Raw genomic sequence first — 19,662 nt, 5'->3', positions numbered from 1 at the left:
ACGCTCCTCTCATTCGCTCAGCAGCTTCATTCGTGCTTCCACGCTGTCAGCCACCCATTCGAGCAGTCTCAAATCTTGGTCCCGGCCCGCAATAAAAGATATCCCGATCGGACAGCCCAGCTCGCCCGTAATCGGCACCGTCACCTGAGGCAGTCCGGCAAGTCCGGCCACGCAGCACATTTCGAGCGTCCGCACACGGCGCTGCTCGATTTCCGGGCCCGTCAAATGAAGAAGCGGGGCTATTGCAGGCACAGTTGGCACAACAAGCACGGTATCATCTCCGAGCAGCTCATTCATTCTATTCCGCACCTCTTCCCGCACCGTAAACGCCGCGCCGCTTTCCTCCAGCTTAAGCGTACTGGCCCAAGCAAACCGCTCGGCAATGCCCGGTCCGAAGGATGGCCGCTCACGCGTAATCCATTCCTGATGCTCACGCCAAATTTCCAGCCCCTGAATGATGCGAAAAGCATCCATCCACTCCCGCAGGCCGTTCGGCGCAACAATGACATCCTCATGCTTCTGCGCCAATTCTCGCATCGCCTGAAAATAACGCGACGCAGCAGCAGATGAGTGCCCGTCCGCTAATGACCATAAATCCTGCGCGAACAGCATTTTCGGAAAACCGGCTCCGCCGCTCTCCTGCGGACTCAGCAGCACACGTCCCACATCAAGCAGCGTCTGCCCGCCTTTGGCCATCCAGCCCACCGTATCGAAGCTTGGCGCAAGCGGAATAAGACCGCTCGCATCTACGGCCCCATGCGTTGGCCGTATGCCATATATGCCGCAATACGCAGCTGGCACGCGAACCGAACCGCCCGTATCGGTACCAATGGCGAAGTCTGTCAAACCCGCCGATACCGCAACCGCCGAACCGCTGGAGGAACCGCCGGGAATGCGGCCCGGCGCTTTGGGATTCATCGGCGTGCCGTAATGAGCGTTCTCACCATTAATGCTGTACATCAATTCATCGGTAATGGTCGTACCCTCCAGCCTCGCGCCGTTTCTAAGCAGCTTATGTACGACCGCGGCGTGATGAGCCGACGGTCCGTGCGTCCGCAGCCAATCCGGGTTGCCCGCTCCCGGCGTGTGGCCGGCAATGTCAAATACATCCTTAACCGCAAACGTCCTGCCGCTCAAGCTTCCTTCTGCCAGCGGCTCTACAGCCAGCCGTTCATTCGCATACGCATTCCAGCTTTGATTCATCTATATTCCAACCTCCAAGTCACTCGTAATGGGCTTCACCAACCAATTGCCGCCCCATCGCAGCGCGGGTCCGATCCGCCCTGCAGGAAGCCCTGCTCGTCGCGCATAATAGCATGGGCATGCCCCATAATGCCGTCGAAATCATTCACCTTGCGCACGAGATGGCCCGCTTGCGCCAGTGATTCCAACACTTCAGCGGACACGCGTCCTTCTATTTTCAGCTCCTGCGTTGGCTCTCCCCAAGTCCGGCCCCATACCCACCTGGGCTCGTTAATCGCTTGCTGCGGGTCCATGCCGTAGTCGATCATCCGGGTAAAAATCGCCGTCTGCGTCTGCGGTTGCCCTTCCCCGCCCTGCGTGCCGTATAGCACTGCAGGTTTGCCGTCCCGGCAGGCCATCGCCGGCATTAGCGTATGGAACGTCCTTTTGGCTGGCTTCAGGCTGTTTACATGATTAGGGTCCAGCGAGAAGAACGAGCCGCGGTTCTGCAGCAATACACCCGTATTGCCTGCCACAACACCCGAACCGAACTCAAAATACAGGCTTTGAATAAAGGAAACTGAATTTCCCTCTCCATCTACAACGGCCGCATAGGCAGTGTCGCTGCCGAGCACCTCCGATTTTTCCGTTGAGGCCCGGTCAAGCTCGATCGAAGCAGCCAGCCTTGCTGCATAGCCTTTGTCCAGAAGCTGATCAAGCGGCACATTCGTAAATGCCGGATCGGATAAATATTTGTTCCGGTCGCGGAAACTTAGCTTAAGCGCTTCAACACACAGCTGGTAGTAATCATGCGAGCCATGCTCAATTTCCCCAAGTTTAAACTGCTCCAATATTTGCAGCGCCATAATACCGGTAAAGCCCTGCGAGTTGGGAGGCATCTGATGAAGGGTATAGCCCCGGTAGGAGCCCTCAACCGGCGTTACCCAATCGCCATGGTGGTCGGCAAAATCATCAGGTGTCAGAAGTCCATCATGATTGCCCAGGAAATTCGTTATTTCCTTTGCTGTCTCGCCCTTATAAAATTCATCCCGCCCAAACTCCGCTAAGCGGCGCAGCGTCTTCGCAAGCGCAGGCTGCTTAAATCGCTTGCCAGGCTTGATCGCCTGCCCGCCAGGCAGGTAAATATTTGCTGTCTCGAGCGTCCTTGCGAGCACGGCTTCATTATGAACGGTATTCTGATATTGATCCTTCGACATCGGAAAACCATTTTCGGCATATTCAATGGCTGGAGCGAGTACCTGCGCCCATCCCAGGCGGCCGTACTCGCGGTGAACCGCATCCCAGCCGTCTACCATGCCGGGCACGGTTACGATACTGCCAATACCCCGATTCGGAATTGCGGCCAGGCCTGCATATGCGCTTATGTTGGCGTTGTAGCCAGAGCGGCCGCTGGCATTATAGCCGCGCACCTTCCCTTCCGACTGCTGATAGCTGAGCCAAAACGAATCTCCTCCGAGACTCGTCATATGCGGGTAGACGACGGCGAGGCATGCGCTGACTGCGACTGCGGCATCAAACGCATTGCCGCCCTGCTCCAAAATGCGGGCTCCTGCCGCAGTAGCTAAATAATGAGGACTTACAATCATTGTTTTTGTTCCGATTACAGACTGATTCACGGATATCACTCCCAAAAGTTCTCGGTGAAATTAAAACTCGTAAAGCATTTATTTTTTATGATAGATAATATAACATTGTATATGAGTTTAAAATACCATCCCGGCAGATGATAGGCAACTAAAATGTAATCAATTTCGATTTTTTTTGTTGAAAACGTATGGGAATGCGTATATATTTATACATATGGTAATTAAAACGTGTTATTACAAGACACCTTGAAACGCCGTGAAATGGAACAGGAGCTGGTAAACAAGTGCAACCGAAACCGCTTGATGATACTATTTCTATAACAATTGATGATATCGACCGCAGAATCATAACTGAACTTAATATGAATGGAAGAATATCTTACACTGACCTGGCGAAGGAAATCGGCTTATCGCGGGTAGCCGTCCAATCCCGAATCAATGCATTAATGGATGGCGGCGTTATCGAACGGTTTACGGCCGTGATCAATCCTGAACGAATCGGCATTCACGTATCCGCTTTTTTTAACGTAGAGGTTGAGCCTAAGCATTTGCATGCCGTAGCCGATCAGTTATCGACAGAGCCATTTGTCACAAGCCTTTACCACATGACCGGACCGAGCAAATTGCATATGCACGGTCTATTTCGCAACAATCAGGAGATGGAGCAATTTCTGAGAGATAAGATTTACACGCTGCCCGGCATTATGAGCGTCGACTGCCAGATCCTTATTAATCGTTACAAGAGCCGCATGGGAATGAGGCTGTAGACCATGGCGAGTAAAATCATGAATAACCGTTATATGCAGCTGTCGTGGGCCATGATGAAAACGGGCATTATTGGATATGGCGGCGGCCCCTCCGTTATTCCGCTCATTCGATACGAAGCGGTTTCCCATTACAAATGGATTGAAGACGAGGAATTCGGTGAAATTCTTGCGCTTGCCAACGCATTGCCCGGGCCAATCGCAACGAAGATCGCAGCTTATCTCGGCTATCGGGAAAAAGGAACATTAGGCGCAATCGTTTCCGTACTTGCCCATATTGTCCCTTCCGGTGCAGCGATGATTTTGCTGTTAACGACTGTCCAGTTTCTGAGCAGCGCCGCATTCATTCAGGGGATGATCGGTGCGGTAACGCCCGTTATTGCCGTCATGCTTGGCATGATGGCTTATGAATTCGGCGAACGGGCCGTCAAAGGACTCGGCAAATACGTTGGCTTCGTTTTTTTTGCTTTAGCGTTCGGCTTGCTGCAGGGCATTCATATTCACCCCGCTATCGTCATTCTATTATTTCTTGGCTACGGCGCCTTTCATTTGAGAACGGTCGCCGCCCTACAGCGCAGAAAACAACAGAAGCAGCTGCGCAGCGCTCAACAGAAGGAGGGCGTGACCCGTGGACTGGATTAATTTAGTAATCGGCTTCTTTATTGCCAACGTGCTCGGCTACGGCGGCGGTCCCGCTTCCATTCCGCTCATGTACCGGGAAATCGTATCAAACCATAAGTGGGCGACACCTGTGGAATTCTCCAACATTCTTGCACTAGGAAACGCGCTCCCGGGACCCATTGCGACAAAAATCGCCGCGTTTATCGGTTACGACATCGGCGGCTGGGCCGGCATGCTTGCCGCCTTGGCGGCAACGATCGTGCCGTCGGCAGCAGCTCTCATTCTGCTGCTCAAAGTGCTGCAGAAGCATCGTCAATCACCGGTCGTGAAAGGGATGACCCTGCTCGTGCAGCCCGTCATCGCCATCATGATGCTGCTCCTAACCTGGCAAATGGCTCAAAGCTCGGTCGAATCGATCGGCATCATTCAATCGCTCATCATTGCAGCCGCCGCCTTCTGGGCGATGCAGTTCCGCAAGATTCATCCTGCAATCGTAATCGTTATCGCATTCGCTTACGGCGGACTAGTGATTCCGCACTTGAACGTGCTGTAATTTTACAGGTCAGAAACAGGACTGTCCTCCCGCTAAGATTCTTCCCGGGAGGACAGTCCTGTTTAGTGGTTGGATACAACGAACCCCTTAGGTCTCATTTGAGCTTCCGGATGATATTATCCGCCGTGCGTATGGCAAGAGCCACCATCGTGAGCGTTGGATTTGCTGCGCCCATAACCGGAAAAATGCTGTTATCCGCTACATAGAGACCGGGTACACCATGAATTTGCCCGTACCGGTCGGTTGCTGAGGTGGCTGGATCGTCGCCCATCCGGCAGGTCCCGGCTTCGTGGTCGCCTGCGATCGGCTCATCGGGGGCTAAAGAGACGAGCGGGGCTCCAATCACGGACGTAACCCGTTTTACCTCTTCCGCTGCCTGCCCAAGAATGGCTTTGTCAGTTTCACTGTAATCAAATTGAATTTGCAGCTCGTGCATCCCGTATTCGTCGCGTCTGTACGGATCGAGTGTAACTTTGTTTTCGTACCGCGGCTCAACCGTACCGAAGCCGCCAATAAACACATCCATTTCTTCTTGGAACGGGATCTGTTTGTCATGATAAAACTGATAATCGATCGGTCCTTCCACCAGCACTTGGTAAGGAAGCTTCTCGGTTTCGGGAATCAATATGCCTATCGGACCTAATACATACGGATAATCTTTGCGATTGAATTTGAATGTTCCTCTGACCGCCGAGTGATTGATCAGATAATGGCCGATCGCGTTTCCTCGGATCCCTGAATTCAGAAGGATGCGTGGAGTTCCGAAAGTACTTGCACTCAGGACGACAGTTTTCGCTTTCAGAACATAGGATCGTTTATCGGGTGTCATCACATGAACGCCTGCGACACGCCCTTTTTCAGTTACCACTTGTACGGCGCGGGCCAGAACCGCCAAATCGTACGGCTTTCGATACAGCGCTTTGGCGAGAAACGAGATCGAGCTGAAAAAGACGTTAGAGTGAATCTCGCCGTACCTGGTCGGTTCCAAATCAGCGGCCAGCGGCTCGTTCATCGCTGAGGGATACTGGCCGTTCCGAAGCCGATTTAGGAAAATTTGGTTAATCGGGGAACCTGCGGTATATACATTTGAAACATTCATGGCTTGCTCGGCGATACGATAATACATGTCCATCTCCCATTGGGGTACAGGCCATTGCTGAGGCGCAAGATACATGCGCGGACTGACCGCCGTCCAGATCAATGACCTGCCTCCGACAGCGATGAGCTGCACAAACTTTGTACCGGCGACCGGAATTTTGAAACGCGGACTGTTATGCGCCAAGTCGAACCAACGCTTAAAGTTCACGGTTTCGATATTTCGTGCATGAGTTGGCAGGAGCTGATTTCCCGCTTCGACGACACCGATTTTCTTGCCGTTGTTTCTCCATTGTTCGCACAATCGCCAGAGTACCGCACCTCCGCCTGGGCCGGTGCCTACGATAAGTACATCATACTCGGTTTGACTCATTTTCTCTAAGGAGCTTGTCGGTATCCAAGATGCCTCGGAAACCGGGGCAGGAGTGATAATGCCGGGCTCCGAATAGGAAGGAGCGAGGGGAAGATAAACGGGAAATCCGGCAAGAGGATGATCCGGATCGGGAATTCGCGAGTTTAAAGTTATCAGATCTGATAGGTTGATGTGAAACTTTTGAGCGATATTTCTGAGTGTATCGCTTTTGTCTGCCACATAAATCCGCATCGATGTCACATCCTTATCGTTCATCTCGCCGTCTAAACCATAAACCATCCCCGGGATACATGGTTATTGCTTGACATTTCCTTTTCATCGGCAAATTAAATCCGCAAGCCACTCATTTCCCCAATTGGAATTCGTCTCATACATCCTACGTGTGCGAGGGAATTATTATGAGCTTTATCGAAGTTCGTACGCAATCAAAGGCCGACTTAAACAGCACGGAAGTTCATCTGTTATGAATCGGCGGTTATGCAACAATGCCCTATAACCTATCAATCCCTATTTTGACGACGGATTTTTCTTCAAGGGCTCAAAATATGCATGCGCTACAATGCATAGTAATAAACTAAAGTGCAGAGGCTGCGTTCTTTTACAGAACTGTGACATTATCAGCCAAGACCGGATACGCGCAGGTACAGCCGTATTTATATGGATATTTCATTCCTATTAATGGCACCGAATTTAAATCGGGAGGAAAGAGAACATGTTCAAAGCGACAATCGGCAGCAGAACATACGGGGAGATGAAAACGGTGCGAGTGACGATATGGAACGAGTACGTGCAGGAGAGGACGGAACCGTCGGTCGCGAAAGTGTATCCGAATGGAATCCATACTGCCCTTCACAGAGGACTTGAGCCCTACGGATTCCAGATACGTACGGCCACGTTGGATCAGCCGGAACACGGCTTGACACAAGAAACATTGAAGAACACCGATGTCTTGATCTGGTGGGGGCATAAACACCACGACAAGGTAAGTGATGATATTGTCGAAAGGGTTCATGGAAACGTCCTACGAGGAATGGGATTGATCGTGCTGCATTCAGCGCACTTTTCGAAAATTTTCAGGAAACTGATGGGCACCAGCTGTGCTATAAAAGTAAGGACCGATAACAGGAAGGAAATATTGTGGGCGGTCGACCCTGCCCATCCCATTACTGAAGGAGTCGGTCAACATTTTGAGATTGAGCAGGAAGAAATGTATGGCGAGTTCTTTGGCATCCCCGCACCGGATCAACTCGTATTTGTCAGTTGGTTCGAGGGCGGGGAAGTGTTCCGCAGCGGGTGCGCATTTTTCCGGGAACTAGGGAAAATCTTTTATTTTCGGCCGGGACATGAGACGAACCCAACTTATTACAACAAAGATGTATTGAAAGTGATCGCGAATGCCATCAAATGGACTGCCTCTCCGCATGGAATCGAACCGGTTTACGGATATGCTGAGCCAATTCATCCGATCTGCTAATGTTTTCATACATCTTTAATTTCCCTTCTGAAATCCGAACGCAGTGTAATCACAATAACCGATTCGGATTTTTTAAAATAAAAAACGTAAGGTGGGAAAAAAAGTGAAGTTTCAGAGAATCGGAATGAAAATGTGGGAGGTTATGTTAATTCCGCCGGGCTTGCAGCTTTATACGGTCAGAAACGAACTCAAAAAAGATTACTTCGGAACTCTGAAAAAAATTGCTGACTTGGGCTATCAAACGGTCGAGCTCATACCCGCCAATGTGATTGGCATTGAGGAAATCCCGGCACCAGAACAGAGAAAAATGTTGGATCAGCTTGGTTTGCGAGCCGTTTCGATGCATGTTTCTCAGGGTGACCTGGCCCCCGACAGATTGAAGGAAACAATTCAATTCGCGCGCGCGATTGGCGCCAACTACATCGTCCTTCGTATAGTTTCCGAAGAAACGCTGCTGGATGAGCAAAAATCCCAATCCTTGATTGAGTTATTGAAAAATGCAGGGACCGAAATCAAAAAAAGCGGTTTCCAGTTGGTCTATCACAATCACGCGCAAGAATTCCATAAAGTGGACGGAAAGTATATCTTGGACCGCATTTTTGAACAAGTGGGGAGCGAACTGTTAAAGGCTGAGCTTGACCTTGGCTGGGTTCAGAAAGCGGGGGCTAATCCTATTGAAGTGCTCGAGTCCTACAAAGGAAGAGTCGAGCTCTTACATATCAAGGACGTCGATAAATCCGGGAAATTCACGGAAGTAGGACGAGGAATTATCCCCTACCGAGGGATCTTGAAAAAAGCCCGCGAAACAGGCGTGAAGTATTACTTCGTAGAACAGGACGAAAGCCAGCATCCGTTGAAGAGCGCGGCAATCAGCCTGGATTATTTAAAATCTTTTGGTGCCAAGTAGCATACAGTTAGCCGAACCCGCTACGATCTCCTATCGTTGGAGACGGAGCAGGAGGAGGCGCTGTTCTTTGGCGATTGGCGAACGAATGAGGAAACAACGGTATTAAATATTCCTCCCGGTATCGCGCCATATGCCCTTTAACGAGCCGCTTCTGCAAAATTAGAGATAATTATTTTCTTTAATCCTCGCAAACTAGCCCATTCAGCAAAAATAGAGAAAACTTTTTGCTTTATCCCCCCACCACTGTGTCCTCGGACAGCACAAAAAGACTGATACAAATAACCTTCCGGTCGCCTGTACCAGCCCCCTCCTGCGCGACCAATTAAATAACAATTCCATATACTGACAAGCTTCTGCGCAACACGTCTGCCATAATGTTGTAGCCAAGCACATTAGGGTGCAGGGAATCATCCGCCAGTTCGGGCCGCAGCGTTTTTCCGTCAGGCCCCGCTAAATAGGCATGATAATCAATATAGATGACTTTCTCATATTCAGCCATTTTTTTGAGCGCATCGTTCGAAGCATAGAGCAATTCGTTGCGGATATCGGTACTGTAATTGGGGCATTGAATAATGGGTTCAAAGTGAAAGCAAGGAATATTTCTGCCCGAAGGAAGACACGAAGCGACAATGGGCATAATGCCGTTTTTCTTGGACAGCTGCACCATCATCGTAAAATCTCTTAAAATGTCATAATAGATTTGCTCGGGGGCTCTTCTCTGGTTCATTTCGACGGCATCCAGCCTCCATGTGTTGTTTGTCCCTCCTAAAATATGAACATATTGGGGCTTTAACTGAATAACGTCTGCCGGAAACCGTCGGAACATGGTGTCTGAAATGTCCCCGGAAATCCCGCGATTGATGATAAACTTGCCCGGTGAACGGAAATAGACCTGCAAATCCCAATTTTGCGTGATCGACTCGCCGATAAAATCAAAATCGACTGGTATCGAATGAGAGAGGATTTGTTCATTGTAGCAGTCGTAGGTAGATCGCATGCGATCAGCAGCAGCAATAAATGAGAAGGTTCCGGGTTTAATAATTGGCTTTCTCTGCCCTGTCGGCATTGGAACTCCCTCTTTCTTTCCGGATCTGATCAGCTCTGCATGCGGGCAATATAATCTGCTGTACGAATCGCCAGAGCTACGGTTGTTAGGGTCGGATTTTCGGCTCCTATGTACGGCAAGGCGCTGTTATCGGCCACGAACAGACCGGAAATTCCCCGAATTTGGCCGTAAGGGTCGGCCGCAGAAGTGGTCGGATCAAGCCCGATCCGGCAAGTTCCAGAATCATGATTCACTTCTCCGAGAGGCGACTGACAAATCGGCGGCCTGCCGTTACGCGACTCCAGCTGAATGCCCGTCACCTCCGCAACATCCCGTATGCCTTCCGCCAGCTGGCGTACAATGTCCTGCTCTTCCTCGCTCAAGGAAAAATGCACTTCGATTTCCGGCACACCGTATTCATCCTTCCGGTAAGGATTCAAAGCAACCTTGTTCTCGTACCGCGGGCTGACTTTGCCGTAACCGAAAAATAAAACCGATTCTTGTAACGCAAGCGGTCTCACTTCGGTCGTTTGATGCCAATAAAAGCCGCCCGGACCGGCCATCAGCAGCAGATAGGGCTTTTGCACGGTAGATGGCACCATAATGCCAAGCGTTCCAAGCGGAAAAGGAAATTGGAGACGGTTGATGCTTCCCGTCGCCTGTATCAAAGTATGATTCATCAAATAATGGCCTATCGCCTGATTGCCGATTCCTGAATGAAGCAGCAGGCGCGGCGTCTCGAAGGTGCTCGCCGACAAAATAACGGTTTTCGCTTTGAGCGTAAAAGCGGTTTTGTCGGGAGACATCACTTTTACACCGGTCACTTTTCCTTGATCATGAATAACTTCCACGGCACGCGCATTCACCGCCAGATCGAATGCCTTTAAATTAAGCGCTATTGATAGGAAAGAAATGGAGCTGGTGAACACATCGGCATGAATTCGCCCATAAGCACTCGGAACCAAATCGGCTGCCAGCGGAATATGGGCCGCGTTTGAATAACCGCCCTGCCAGAGCCGGTCCAGCAAAACTTCCGTAAAGGTGGCATCCACCGTGAAAGTTCTGGTCACATTCATAAGCTGCTCTGCCATGTTGTAGTAGCTTTCCATCTCGTCAACAGGGATGGGCCACTCCGCCAGAGCAGCTAAATTCATCCGGACCGCAAACGTATACCAAAATAAAGTTCTCCCGCCCGCGGCAAACACCTGTCTCGCTCCCGGATATTCCGGCTCAGACCCCGGCAGCGGCCGCGATACCGTTGTAAAATATCTCGTAAGCCGTTCCGTATTCATCATCGGCAGGTTACGGGCATGCGTAGGCAGCAGCAGGTCTCCGCGGTCTATGATGCCGATACGTTTATTTTGAGCTTTCCAATGCTCGCACAGCCGCCATAGGGCGGTGCCTCCGCCGGCGCCCGTTCCGATAATCAGGACGTCGTATTCGGTATTTTCCATTTCCGCAAGCGGCGTCAGCGGAAGCCAATTATAGAGCGGCTCCACCTTTTCCGCAGGACAAGCTGGGAGGCTGCCTTGATCCGTTTCCGGTACGATTCTGGCGGATGGCCCCTGCAAATAGACGGTATAGCCGGCGATAGACTGATCCGGGTTTTGAATATGCGGATTGAAGGAAAGAAGATCTGCAATGGGAATATGCTGCTCCTCGGCGATGATGCTGAGCGTATCATGGTCGCTGGCAATTCGAATTCTCATTACCATCCCCCTATTCTCTGCTTTTCTAGAATATGAAGATGGAATCCCCTATAGACTAATCCGTGTGCCTTCCATCGATATGCTGTTGAACCCGGACCCGGCACAAGGAAACTACAAGTGGCATAAATAAGTAAAACGCGCGCAGTCTTTTGCAAGTCTGCACGCGTAAGCGAACTATGTCTTCATCGAGCTTGCCGCTTTTGAGACGGCCGCTTGACCTTTTAACGACTCTCCAGCTCAAGCCAGTTTTTACGGATCAATTTTTGATACCAATAGAAGCTTTCTTTCGGTGTGCGTTTAAGCGTGCGGTAATCCACATGCACGAGACCGAAACGGCAAGAGTATCCGAATGCCCATTCGAAGTTGTCCAGCAGCGACCATGTGAGGTATCCCTTCAGGTTGACTCCCGACTCGATGGCCCGCCCCAATTCGGCCGCATGGTTTTGAAGAAACCCGATACGGGAGGTGTCGTTCACGACCCCGTTCACGACCTCGTCATTGTAACAAGCACCGTTCTCTGTAATGTAAATCGGAATTTGACCGAACCGGTCCGTTAACCAATTTAGCATCAGGTAAAGCCCTTCCGGAAATATAAACCAGCCTTTGTCAGACTTATCGTAACCGAGGTCCACATGCTCGAGATCCAAATAATTGTTGCCTGGCTTATGCCGGACGATGTTGCCGCCATAAAAGTTTAAGCCGAGAAAGTCGATCTTTTCCTTCATTATTTCCATATCTCCGGGCTCGATAATCGGTTCCGCCCCTTTTGTTTTGAACCATGCCGCCATTTCTTCAGGATATTTTCCTGTAAATACGGGCTCAACAAACCAGTTATAGATTGTAAATGCACGGTAAGCAGCATCCACATCCTCTTGCCTGCGGGAAAACGGCTCATACCAGTACATATCCGGCGCATACCCGATCTGTCCCTGCGTGTCCAGCTCGCGGAAACGGCGAACCGACCGGCCGTGCGCTACCATCACGTGGTGTGCCACTTGGATAGCAGACTGCCAGCTTTGAATGCCTGGCGCGTGTCTGCCCAAAAGATGGCCGTTGATCGCGATACACCATGGCTCGTTAAAGGTCATCCAGTGCTTGATCAAACCGTTGAATTCACGGAACATCGTTTCCGCAAACTGGACGAAAGCCTGGATCGTCTCGCGGTTTTCCCAACCGCCTTTCTCCTGCAGCGCCTGCGGCAGCTCCCAATGATAAAGCGTACAGAACGGTTCGATACCGTTTTCAAGCAGTTTGGCAACAAGCCTCTTATAATGATCCAGACCCTGTTGGTTCACCTCGCCGCTGCCCTGCGGATAAATACGCGGCCAAGAAACGGAGAAACGGTAAGCCTTCACGCCGAGCTCTTTCATTAACAATATATCTTCTTCATAGCGGTGATAACTGTCGCAAGCGACGCTTGCGTCATCGCCGTTATAAATGCGTCCCGGAATTGCCGCTAACGTATCCCATATGCTGGTGCCGCGCCCGTCTTCGCTCAGTGCGCCTTCTATTTGATAAGCGGATGTAGAAACACCCCATATAAAGTTTTCAGGAAATTTTATGATCGTGCTCATAAGTAGCCCTCCGGTTTAATAATTATCCTTTTACGGCTCCTGCAACCATCCCTTTCATGATTTGTTCTTGAAAGAACAAATAGATCAAGATCGTAGGCAGCACTGCGAGCGCCATTGCGGACATTGTCAAGCTGTAGTCGGTAGAATAGCCGTTGGAAAAGACCGACAAACTAAGCGGCAGCGTTTTGAGCGATGTCTTATTTATAAACACAAGCGGAAAAGCGAAATCGTTCCAAAAACGCAGAAAACCCAAAATGGAAACTGTAGCGATAGCCGGGGCGGAAAGCGGCAGCATCATCCGCCAAAAAATGCCCCAGTAACCGGTTCCATCAATAAAAGCCGCCTCTTCGATTTCTTTAGGCAGAGATGACATAAAAGCGGAAATCACGAATATCGCAAGCGGCAGTTCAAGTGCTGCATAGGGCAATATGAGTGCGCTATACGTATCGAGCAGGTGAGCCTTCTTCATCAGAATGAAAAGCGGAACGAGCGTGCTGTGAATCGGAATTAACATGCCGATCAGAAACAAACCTACGATCGGCACCTTCAGCTTGAAATCGAATCTGGCAATGGCATTGGCGCTTAATGCACCAAGAAGCAATGTTAATGCCAGCGCCAAAACCGTTACGATGATCGAATTGATCATAGCGGTTCCCATGCCGGAAACCTCCCATGCCCGGGTAAAATTTTCCCAATGCCATTGGTTTGGCAAGGCAAACGGTTCGCTGTAAATTTCATCGTTCGTTTTGAACGCATTAATAAAAAGCCAGATAAGCGGATATAAAGTGAAAATAGCATATACAAAAAGCAGAGCGTTTTTCAAGGCGCTCTTCAACCGGCGGAAGCCGATTGAAGCTTGGCCGTTCGTCCAGACCGTCTGGATTGCTGCGGTTCGCTTCGGCACCATGTTGTCGTTCCTCCTATCTGGATTTCCCCTTCATCAGAAACTGGCTGCCTGCAACGAGTACAAGACTGATGATCAGAATGGTAGCGCTGATAGCGCTGCCGTAGCCGTAACGATATATGGCAAAGGTATTGTTGTACATATATGTGGCGAGAAGTTCGGTTGAATGAGCCGGTCCGCCGCCTGTCATTACATAAACAAGGTCGAACGATTTTAAACTTCCGGAAATGCAAAGCACGACTGCTACCTTGATAATATCCCAAATTAAAGGAAGTTTTACGGCGAACAACTTGCGGAACGGACCTGGACCGTCGATCTTCACCGCGTCATCAATCTCTCCCGGAATATTTTTCAAAGCCCCTATAAACATAACCAGATAAGGACCGATATAGTTCCAAACGATGGGCAGAGAAATCGAGTAAATAGCAAACTTAGGATCGGCCAGCCACTCTTTTTTGAAGGAACCAAGTCCGAGATAATCCAACACCAAATTGAAAATACCGATTTGCGGTTGATAGATGTATCCCCAGATTAATCCGACAACGACGGAGGACAAAACCATCGGCATAAACACGGCAGAGCGTACGAAACGTTGGAACATATTCGACTTACTGAGCAGCAGGGCCAGGAATAGAGCGATCGGCACTTGCCCAAACAGGGACGCACAGATCACGATGGCATTATTTTTAAGCGCTCCCCAAAAGACTGGGTCATGCAGCACTTCTTTGTAATTGTCCAGCCCGATAAACTTTGCCGCCCCAATCCCTTTCCAGCTAAAAAAGCCGTAATAGATTGACCAAACGATAGGAACAAGGACAAACAAAGCAAATAGCAGCAATGAGGGGATGAGACAGAATGCAAGAAATCCCCGGGCACGCGTATGTGAAGGCATTTCCTCACTCCTTCCAAATAAAATTAGTTAGGAGGGCAATTTCGAGGTTGAAATTGCCCGTAAACCGTCGTTTAATCTTTCAACGCTTTCTCTTGAGCCTCTTGAATTTTAATAGCGATGTCGTCTGCTTTACCGCCAATCAGCAGTTCCTGTAAACCATTATTCACAGCGTCAGTGCCCGCGGATGTTAATACAGTGTCATAAACTGGAGTAAACGCTATGGAACCGATTAATTTTTGCGCTTTGATAAAGATCGGCGAAACCTTACTTGGATCCGGTTCCGCTTTATAACTGACAAGCTGGCTGCTGTTGATCACTTTCTTCTGAGCTTCCGGTCCGGTTAGCGCGTAGATCAAGTCGTAAGCGGCTTTCTTTTTCTCGCCCGTAACGTTTTTGCTTAGGCCAAAGCCTGTACCGACTACGCCTGCCATCGCATTCGGATCGCCTTTTCCGCCTTGAATCGAAGGCAGTACCGTAACTTCCAGTTGATCCATAACTTCTTTTGTGGCGTTTGAAGAAATTTGAGACAAGGCCCAACCGCCGTCTATCATCATGGCCGCTTGTCCTTTAGCGAATAGCTGCTCGGCTTGTGTCGTATCGATGCTGTTGGAGCCATCCTGGAAAGCCCCCAGATCGGAAAGCTGCTTCAGATGATTCAGAGCGTCAACGAATTGCGGATCGGTGAACTTAGCGCCTTTTTGGGCGGCGGCATTCAAGAACCAGTCCGTTCCCGTAATCCGGTCCGCGAGCGAGCTCAAAATGCTCGATTGCGCAGGCCATGCAGCTTTGTTGCCAAGTGCAATCGGCGTGATTTTATTTTGATTTAACGTCTGAATCGCAGCGATCAGTTGATCCCAGGTTTTTGGAACAGCAATTCCGTATTGATCCAAAATACCTTTGTTGTAGTACAAGAAAGAAGTAGGAGAAAGAGCGGTAGGAGCGGCATACGTATTGCCGTCAAAGGTAAAGCCGCTGAAAGAATTAGGCAAGAAGCCGTTTTTCCAATCCGGCTTGCTGTCGAGCAGCTCGTTAATCGGTTGAATGACATCGCCGCTCAGAAATTCTTCTGTCATGCTGCCCGGCCACATAATGAACAGATCCGGCATTTCACCCGCTGCCGCTACGGTTTTCAAGCGCGGACGATATCCGTCATTCGGAATCGCTTGCTCGTCCACCTCGATGTCCGGATGGTCTTTCTTGAACTGCTCGATGATGCCTCTCATCGTCTGGGCACGAAGATCTTGTCCCGAGAAATTATGCCAGATGCTGATCTTTACCTTTTCACCCGATGCGGATGTGCCGTTTGCAGCTTGCCCATTCTTTGCCGGTGAGCCTCCGCAAGCTGCCAGCATCAAGATCATTAGGCAAAGCGATAAAACGAATGAAAATCTTTTTATCATCATAAAATGTCCTCCCTTTTCTAATCTGATATCAGTATAAGGGACCGTGCATCTTGTTTTATAGGTGACGGACTTCAGGCGCACAGGGGATAAATATCAGGTCTTCCGCCTATACTCAGAAGGCGTCATACCTGTGTATTGCTTGAATAATTTTGTGAAATATTTAACATCGCCATAGCCTACCTGCTCAGCAACCTCGGCTACTTTCGCGTCCGTTTCATTGACAATTTCGGCAGCCCGTTTGATGCGCTCCCGCTTCACGAATTCAATATAAGTCGTACCCGTTTCACGCCTAAACATCTCGCTGAAATGATTCGGGTGAAGATGCACATACTTGGAAACTTGTTGAAGCGATAGCTCAGTATTCAGATTCTCCTTGATATACGCGGTTGCTTTTCGCACATAGGATGTCTTATCTGTGGAAACGGCATCCTTGTAATACGCTAGCAGACACTGGATCTGCTTGAACAACTGCTCCTCCAAATCATGTGCCAAATCGAACACGACCGGGTCACGTCCCACATTCGCCGGTTCAAGTCCGACAGAATCAAGCGCACGCTCGAGCCAACGGAAGCCGGAAAGTACGACGCAGTTGAAATAAGCTTGCAAAGACTGTGGGGTAACTTGCGGTTCATGGAGCTGGCGGTTTATCGTTCGGCTGACCCAATGCCGCAGCGCGATTGGATCACCATTACGAAGCAGTCCCGCCAGTTCGGACTCTTCCTCATTGGAGCAAACGATTCGGATACCTTGACGATCTTTAATATCATGGAATGCGACATAAGCGTCGATACCCGGAAGACCTTTATAGTTATTGGCGGCAAGCGCTTCTTCATAGGAACGATTTAATTCATTCAACGTTATTACCGTTCCCCCGACTGCCGCAAATAATCTGCATTTCAAAAGCTTCTCTAAGGCAGAGAAAGACGACTTTATTTTAGATTGATCACCAAAGCTTCCGCTGCTTCGAATCACCGCGACCAAATGATCCTTGCGCTGCAAAGTTTCGCATGGCAGCTGCTCGCTCAGCATATTATGAACAGCAAACAGCAGCAGTCCCTCGTAGAAGGGCGAATCTCCCCATCCAGATGGAGAAAGGACAACGACTTGATAAACTTCTCTACCTACATGTTGATCAAACAATGCAGGCAGAACGTCAACAAGCGAATCGTACTCTTCTTCCATTTCCTCTCCATTCAACAGAGTATCCAAAACTTGGTCCCGAAAAGCGGAGTTTCGTTTGGTCTCCTCCTTCACTGATTCACGTTTATGCTCAATGCGGTACTTTGCCTTCATCACGGCTTTAATAATTTCTTCCGGCCGGCTGGATTTCAGCAAGTAATCGCCGATACCGCCGCGCAGCGCTTTCTGCACATATTCAAAATCGTCATAACCGGATAAAATAACAATTTCCATGTCCGGATACAGCTTCTTGACGATATAAGAAAGCTCCAACCCGTCCATTCCACCCATACGGATGTCAGTAAGCAAAATGTGCGGCGGATCTACCTGTATGCTCTCTAAAGCTTGCTCGGCCGATTCGGCAGAAGGAAGCAGCTTAAAGCCGAGTTCACCCCAATTAATAACAGTTGCTAAACCGGTACGAATAATAACTTCATCATCGACAATCATTAGCTTCATAAAGGCATATCCTCCAAATTAGGGATGAAGAAGGAGATTTTTGTCCCTTGTCCTTCCGTGCTTTCAATCTTTAATCCAGAATCTGTTCCGTAATGGAGCAATAAGCGCTGATGTACATTTCTGAGCCCATATCCGCCGGATTGGGAAACGGAATACATTTGATTGGTCGGTACATTCAGTCCTTCCCGAAGTTCTCTTAGCTTCATCGCAGGAATTCCAACTCCGTTGTCCTCTACTACGAAAACCAGTCTCTTCTCTTCGGCATGACCATGCACATAAATGGTACCGGGAACATTCATTTTTAAAATACCGTGAATAAGGGCATTTTCAATTAATGGCTGCAGCAGCAGCTTGAGCATAATCCGGTTTTCAATGTCGACATCGATAAAGAACCGAATGCTGAACTTGTCAGGATAGCGGATGGCCTGAATCGTTCCGTAATGTTTAGCGTGGGCAGCCTCTTGTTCCACGCTGCAAAATTCCAACCCTTTATTCAGGCTAAACCGGAGGAAATCACTTAACGCCCCGACCATTTCCGCAATTTTCATCTCTTTATTCATCAGTGCCATCCAATGTATAGAGGACAAAGTATTATATAGAAAGTGCGGATTGATTTGAAACTGAAGGGCCTGCATATCCATTTCTTTTTTCAATGCTTCTTTCTTCTTCACCTGTTCGGTCAGATGCTCGATCCGGTCTGTTAATTTGTTATAGCTGCGGGTTAATTGACCAACTTCATCAATAGCCGAATAGGAATAAGTGGGAATCGGGCGTTCGGGGTCGGCTTCCTTCAAAAAACGCGTAAGCGTCTTTAAAGGCCGCGTCACCCAGTGCAGCACGCTGAGGACTAATACAACTACCAGCACGAAAGCGATACCGGCCGCAAGAGCCGTTAGCTGCAGCACGTACTGATTCTGCATTTTATAAACTCGAAACGGGATGAAGCCGACAAGCTTCCATTTTGTTACGGGAACCATTTTATAAAGTACCGATTGCCTCCCGTTCCCCTTTCCATATATCGCGGATCCGTTGTCTCCGTTCAAATCGTCAATTCCGGGATACAATGAGTCGATATGGTTCATCAATTCACTCCGGTTGGAGCCGGCCAAAATTCGATCTTCTCCATCCACCAGCAGTACAGAGCCGCCTTCTGAAATATTAGACTTTTTCAGTATGGATTCGATGTATTCCTGACGAATGCCAATCGTCAGCATGCCGATTCGGTGGAATTTACCGATCGACCGAACAGGGCGAACAAGCGTAATGACAGGTCTTGTATCCGAAGTCGTTTCCAGATCATGAACAGGAGACCACCATTTCGCGTGCTTTTCAAAGAAATCGGGATCCGTCTTTGTAATATCTGGAATTCCCGACTTCACGATAGTGGTACTGGAAATATAATGAATGTCAGTGTTTTGCGGAAAAATTGTAATATCGGAAATGTATGGCTTGGAGGCCGCCATGGCGTTAAGAAAAGCAATGGCCTCAGATTGCGCCTCAATATTCGTTTCAGTGCTCATTAAGTAATCCTGTATTGTTTTCTGCCCGATGAGAGAGATCGACATGCTTTCCACATCCTGTGTGATAAACTCCAGGTTTGTTTCCAGCTGCCTCAAAATATTTTGGCCTGATTCTTTCGTTTTCTCTTGGGTTACATTAGCGGCGAACCGATAAGTAAACATGCCCAGGAAAAGTAAAGGAACCATAACGGCCAGCAAAATGAGCATGGACAATTTATGATTCAGCGATTTGACAAACCAACGCTTCAATCCCATTCCTCCCAAATGATTTTATTCCAAGCTCTCCTGCCGCCTAATTAAAAAAAGCTCTACCATAGTATCAGGTAGAACTGCCGTCAGCTATTCCCGTTTCATAAGTCACAATTATTCAACAGCCCATTTTCATAATGATTTCAGTATAT

16 protein-coding genes are annotated in these 19,662 nt (G+C 49.1%); 5 read left to right on the top strand and 11 right to left on the bottom strand.

The features are described from left to right. Nucleotides 1-9: 9 nt before the first annotated feature. A complete protein-coding gene (locus tag AC0YNZ_RS12820) occupies nt 10-1,203 on the bottom strand; it encodes an amidase (RefSeq protein WP_475826969.1) in 1,194 nt (397 codons plus the stop codon). A 35-nt stretch (nt 1,204-1,238) separates the two neighbouring features. Then, nucleotides 1,239-2,819: a gamma-glutamyltransferase gene (gene ggt, locus AC0YNZ_RS12815; protein WP_475826968.1), complete on the bottom strand. Its 1,581-nt coding sequence runs from the start codon at nt 2,817-2,819 to the stop codon at nt 1,239-1,241. A 254-nt stretch (nt 2,820-3,073) separates the two neighbouring features. On the opposite strand from ggt, the gene AC0YNZ_RS12810 reads away from it, so the two are divergent. The 3 genes from AC0YNZ_RS12810 to AC0YNZ_RS12800 are packed head-to-tail and all read left to right on the top strand — an operon-like array spanning nt 3,074 to nt 4,727. Continuing rightward, nucleotides 3,074-3,556 (top strand): Lrp/AsnC family transcriptional regulator, encoded by a 483-nt coding sequence (locus tag AC0YNZ_RS12810; protein ID WP_475826967.1) that lies wholly within the window; start codon nt 3,074-3,076, stop codon nt 3,554-3,556. A gap of 3 nt (nt 3,557-3,559) precedes the next feature. Further along, nucleotides 3,560-4,195 carry a chromate transporter gene (locus AC0YNZ_RS12805; protein ID WP_475826966.1) on the top strand — a complete coding sequence of 212 codons (636 nt, stop codon included), beginning with the start codon at nt 3,560-3,562 and terminating at the stop codon, nt 4,193-4,195. Then, nucleotides 4,182-4,727, top strand: a complete 546-nt coding sequence (locus AC0YNZ_RS12800) for a chromate transporter (RefSeq protein ID WP_475826965.1) — start codon at nt 4,182-4,184, stop codon at nt 4,725-4,727. The genes AC0YNZ_RS12805 and AC0YNZ_RS12800 overlap by 14 nt, the downstream gene beginning before the upstream one ends. A gap of 94 nt (nt 4,728-4,821) precedes the next feature. Here the strand turns inward: AC0YNZ_RS12800 and AC0YNZ_RS12795 are convergent, their stop codons facing one another. Continuing rightward, on the bottom strand, nt 4,822-6,426 hold the full coding sequence (locus AC0YNZ_RS12795) for a GMC oxidoreductase (RefSeq protein WP_475826964.1): 1,605 nt from the start codon (nt 6,424-6,426) through the stop codon (nt 4,822-4,824). 481 nt (nt 6,427-6,907) lie between these two features. Between AC0YNZ_RS12795 and AC0YNZ_RS12790 the strand changes: the two genes are divergently transcribed. Then, complete coding sequence (locus AC0YNZ_RS12790; RefSeq protein ID WP_475826963.1) at nt 6,908-7,669, top strand: ThuA domain-containing protein; 762 nt, start codon at nt 6,908-6,910, stop codon at nt 7,667-7,669. A gap of 142 nt (nt 7,670-7,811) precedes the next feature. Further along, the gene (locus AC0YNZ_RS12785; protein WP_475826962.1) at nt 7,812-8,576 is read left to right on the top strand and encodes a sugar phosphate isomerase/epimerase family protein; all 765 of its coding nucleotides are present in this window, start codon (nt 7,812-7,814) and stop codon (nt 8,574-8,576) included. A gap of 322 nt (nt 8,577-8,898) precedes the next feature. Here the strand turns inward: AC0YNZ_RS12785 and AC0YNZ_RS12780 are convergent, their stop codons facing one another. The 8 genes from AC0YNZ_RS12780 to AC0YNZ_RS12745 all read right to left on the bottom strand — a co-directional run bounded on the left by AC0YNZ_RS12780 (nt 8,899) and on the right by AC0YNZ_RS12745 (nt 19,510). Then, entirely contained in the window at nt 8,899-9,642 is a 744-nt protein-coding gene (locus tag AC0YNZ_RS12780; RefSeq protein ID WP_475826961.1) for a GDSL-type esterase/lipase family protein, read from the bottom strand. A gap of 29 nt (nt 9,643-9,671) precedes the next feature. Next, nucleotides 9,672-11,330, bottom strand: a complete 1,659-nt coding sequence (locus AC0YNZ_RS12775) for a GMC oxidoreductase (RefSeq protein ID WP_475826960.1) — start codon at nt 11,328-11,330, stop codon at nt 9,672-9,674. Between the two features lie 221 nt (nt 11,331-11,551). Beyond that, complete coding sequence (locus tag AC0YNZ_RS12770) at nt 11,552-12,904, bottom strand: GH1 family beta-glucosidase (protein ID WP_475826959.1); 1,353 nt, start codon at nt 12,902-12,904, stop codon at nt 11,552-11,554. Nucleotides 12,905-12,926: 22 nt separating this feature from the next. Then, nucleotides 12,927-13,811, bottom strand: coding sequence for a carbohydrate ABC transporter permease (locus tag AC0YNZ_RS12765; RefSeq protein ID WP_475826958.1), 885 nt, complete (start codon nt 13,809-13,811; stop codon nt 12,927-12,929). 13 nt (nt 13,812-13,824) lie between these two features. Beyond that, nucleotides 13,825-14,700, bottom strand: a complete 876-nt coding sequence (locus AC0YNZ_RS12760) for a carbohydrate ABC transporter permease (RefSeq protein WP_475826957.1) — start codon at nt 14,698-14,700, stop codon at nt 13,825-13,827. Between the two features lie 71 nt (nt 14,701-14,771). Beyond that, nucleotides 14,772-16,100 (bottom strand): extracellular solute-binding protein, encoded by a 1,329-nt coding sequence (locus AC0YNZ_RS12755; RefSeq protein ID WP_475827102.1) that lies wholly within the window; start codon nt 16,098-16,100, stop codon nt 14,772-14,774. A 96-nt stretch (nt 16,101-16,196) separates the two neighbouring features. Then, a complete protein-coding gene (locus AC0YNZ_RS12750) occupies nt 16,197-17,741 on the bottom strand; it encodes a response regulator (RefSeq protein ID WP_475826956.1) in 1,545 nt (514 codons plus the stop codon). Beyond that, nucleotides 17,738-19,510: a cache domain-containing sensor histidine kinase gene (locus tag AC0YNZ_RS12745; protein WP_475826955.1), complete on the bottom strand. Its 1,773-nt coding sequence runs from the start codon at nt 19,508-19,510 to the stop codon at nt 17,738-17,740. Before AC0YNZ_RS12745 ends, AC0YNZ_RS12750 begins: the two co-directional genes overlap by 4 nt. Nucleotides 19,511-19,662 lie beyond the last annotated feature (152 nt).

Source organism: Paenibacillus sp. J2L1-98, from assembly GCF_056269405.1.
The sequence above is the reverse complement of the archived record's forward strand: the minus strand, read 5'-3'. Positions and strand labels throughout refer to the sequence as shown.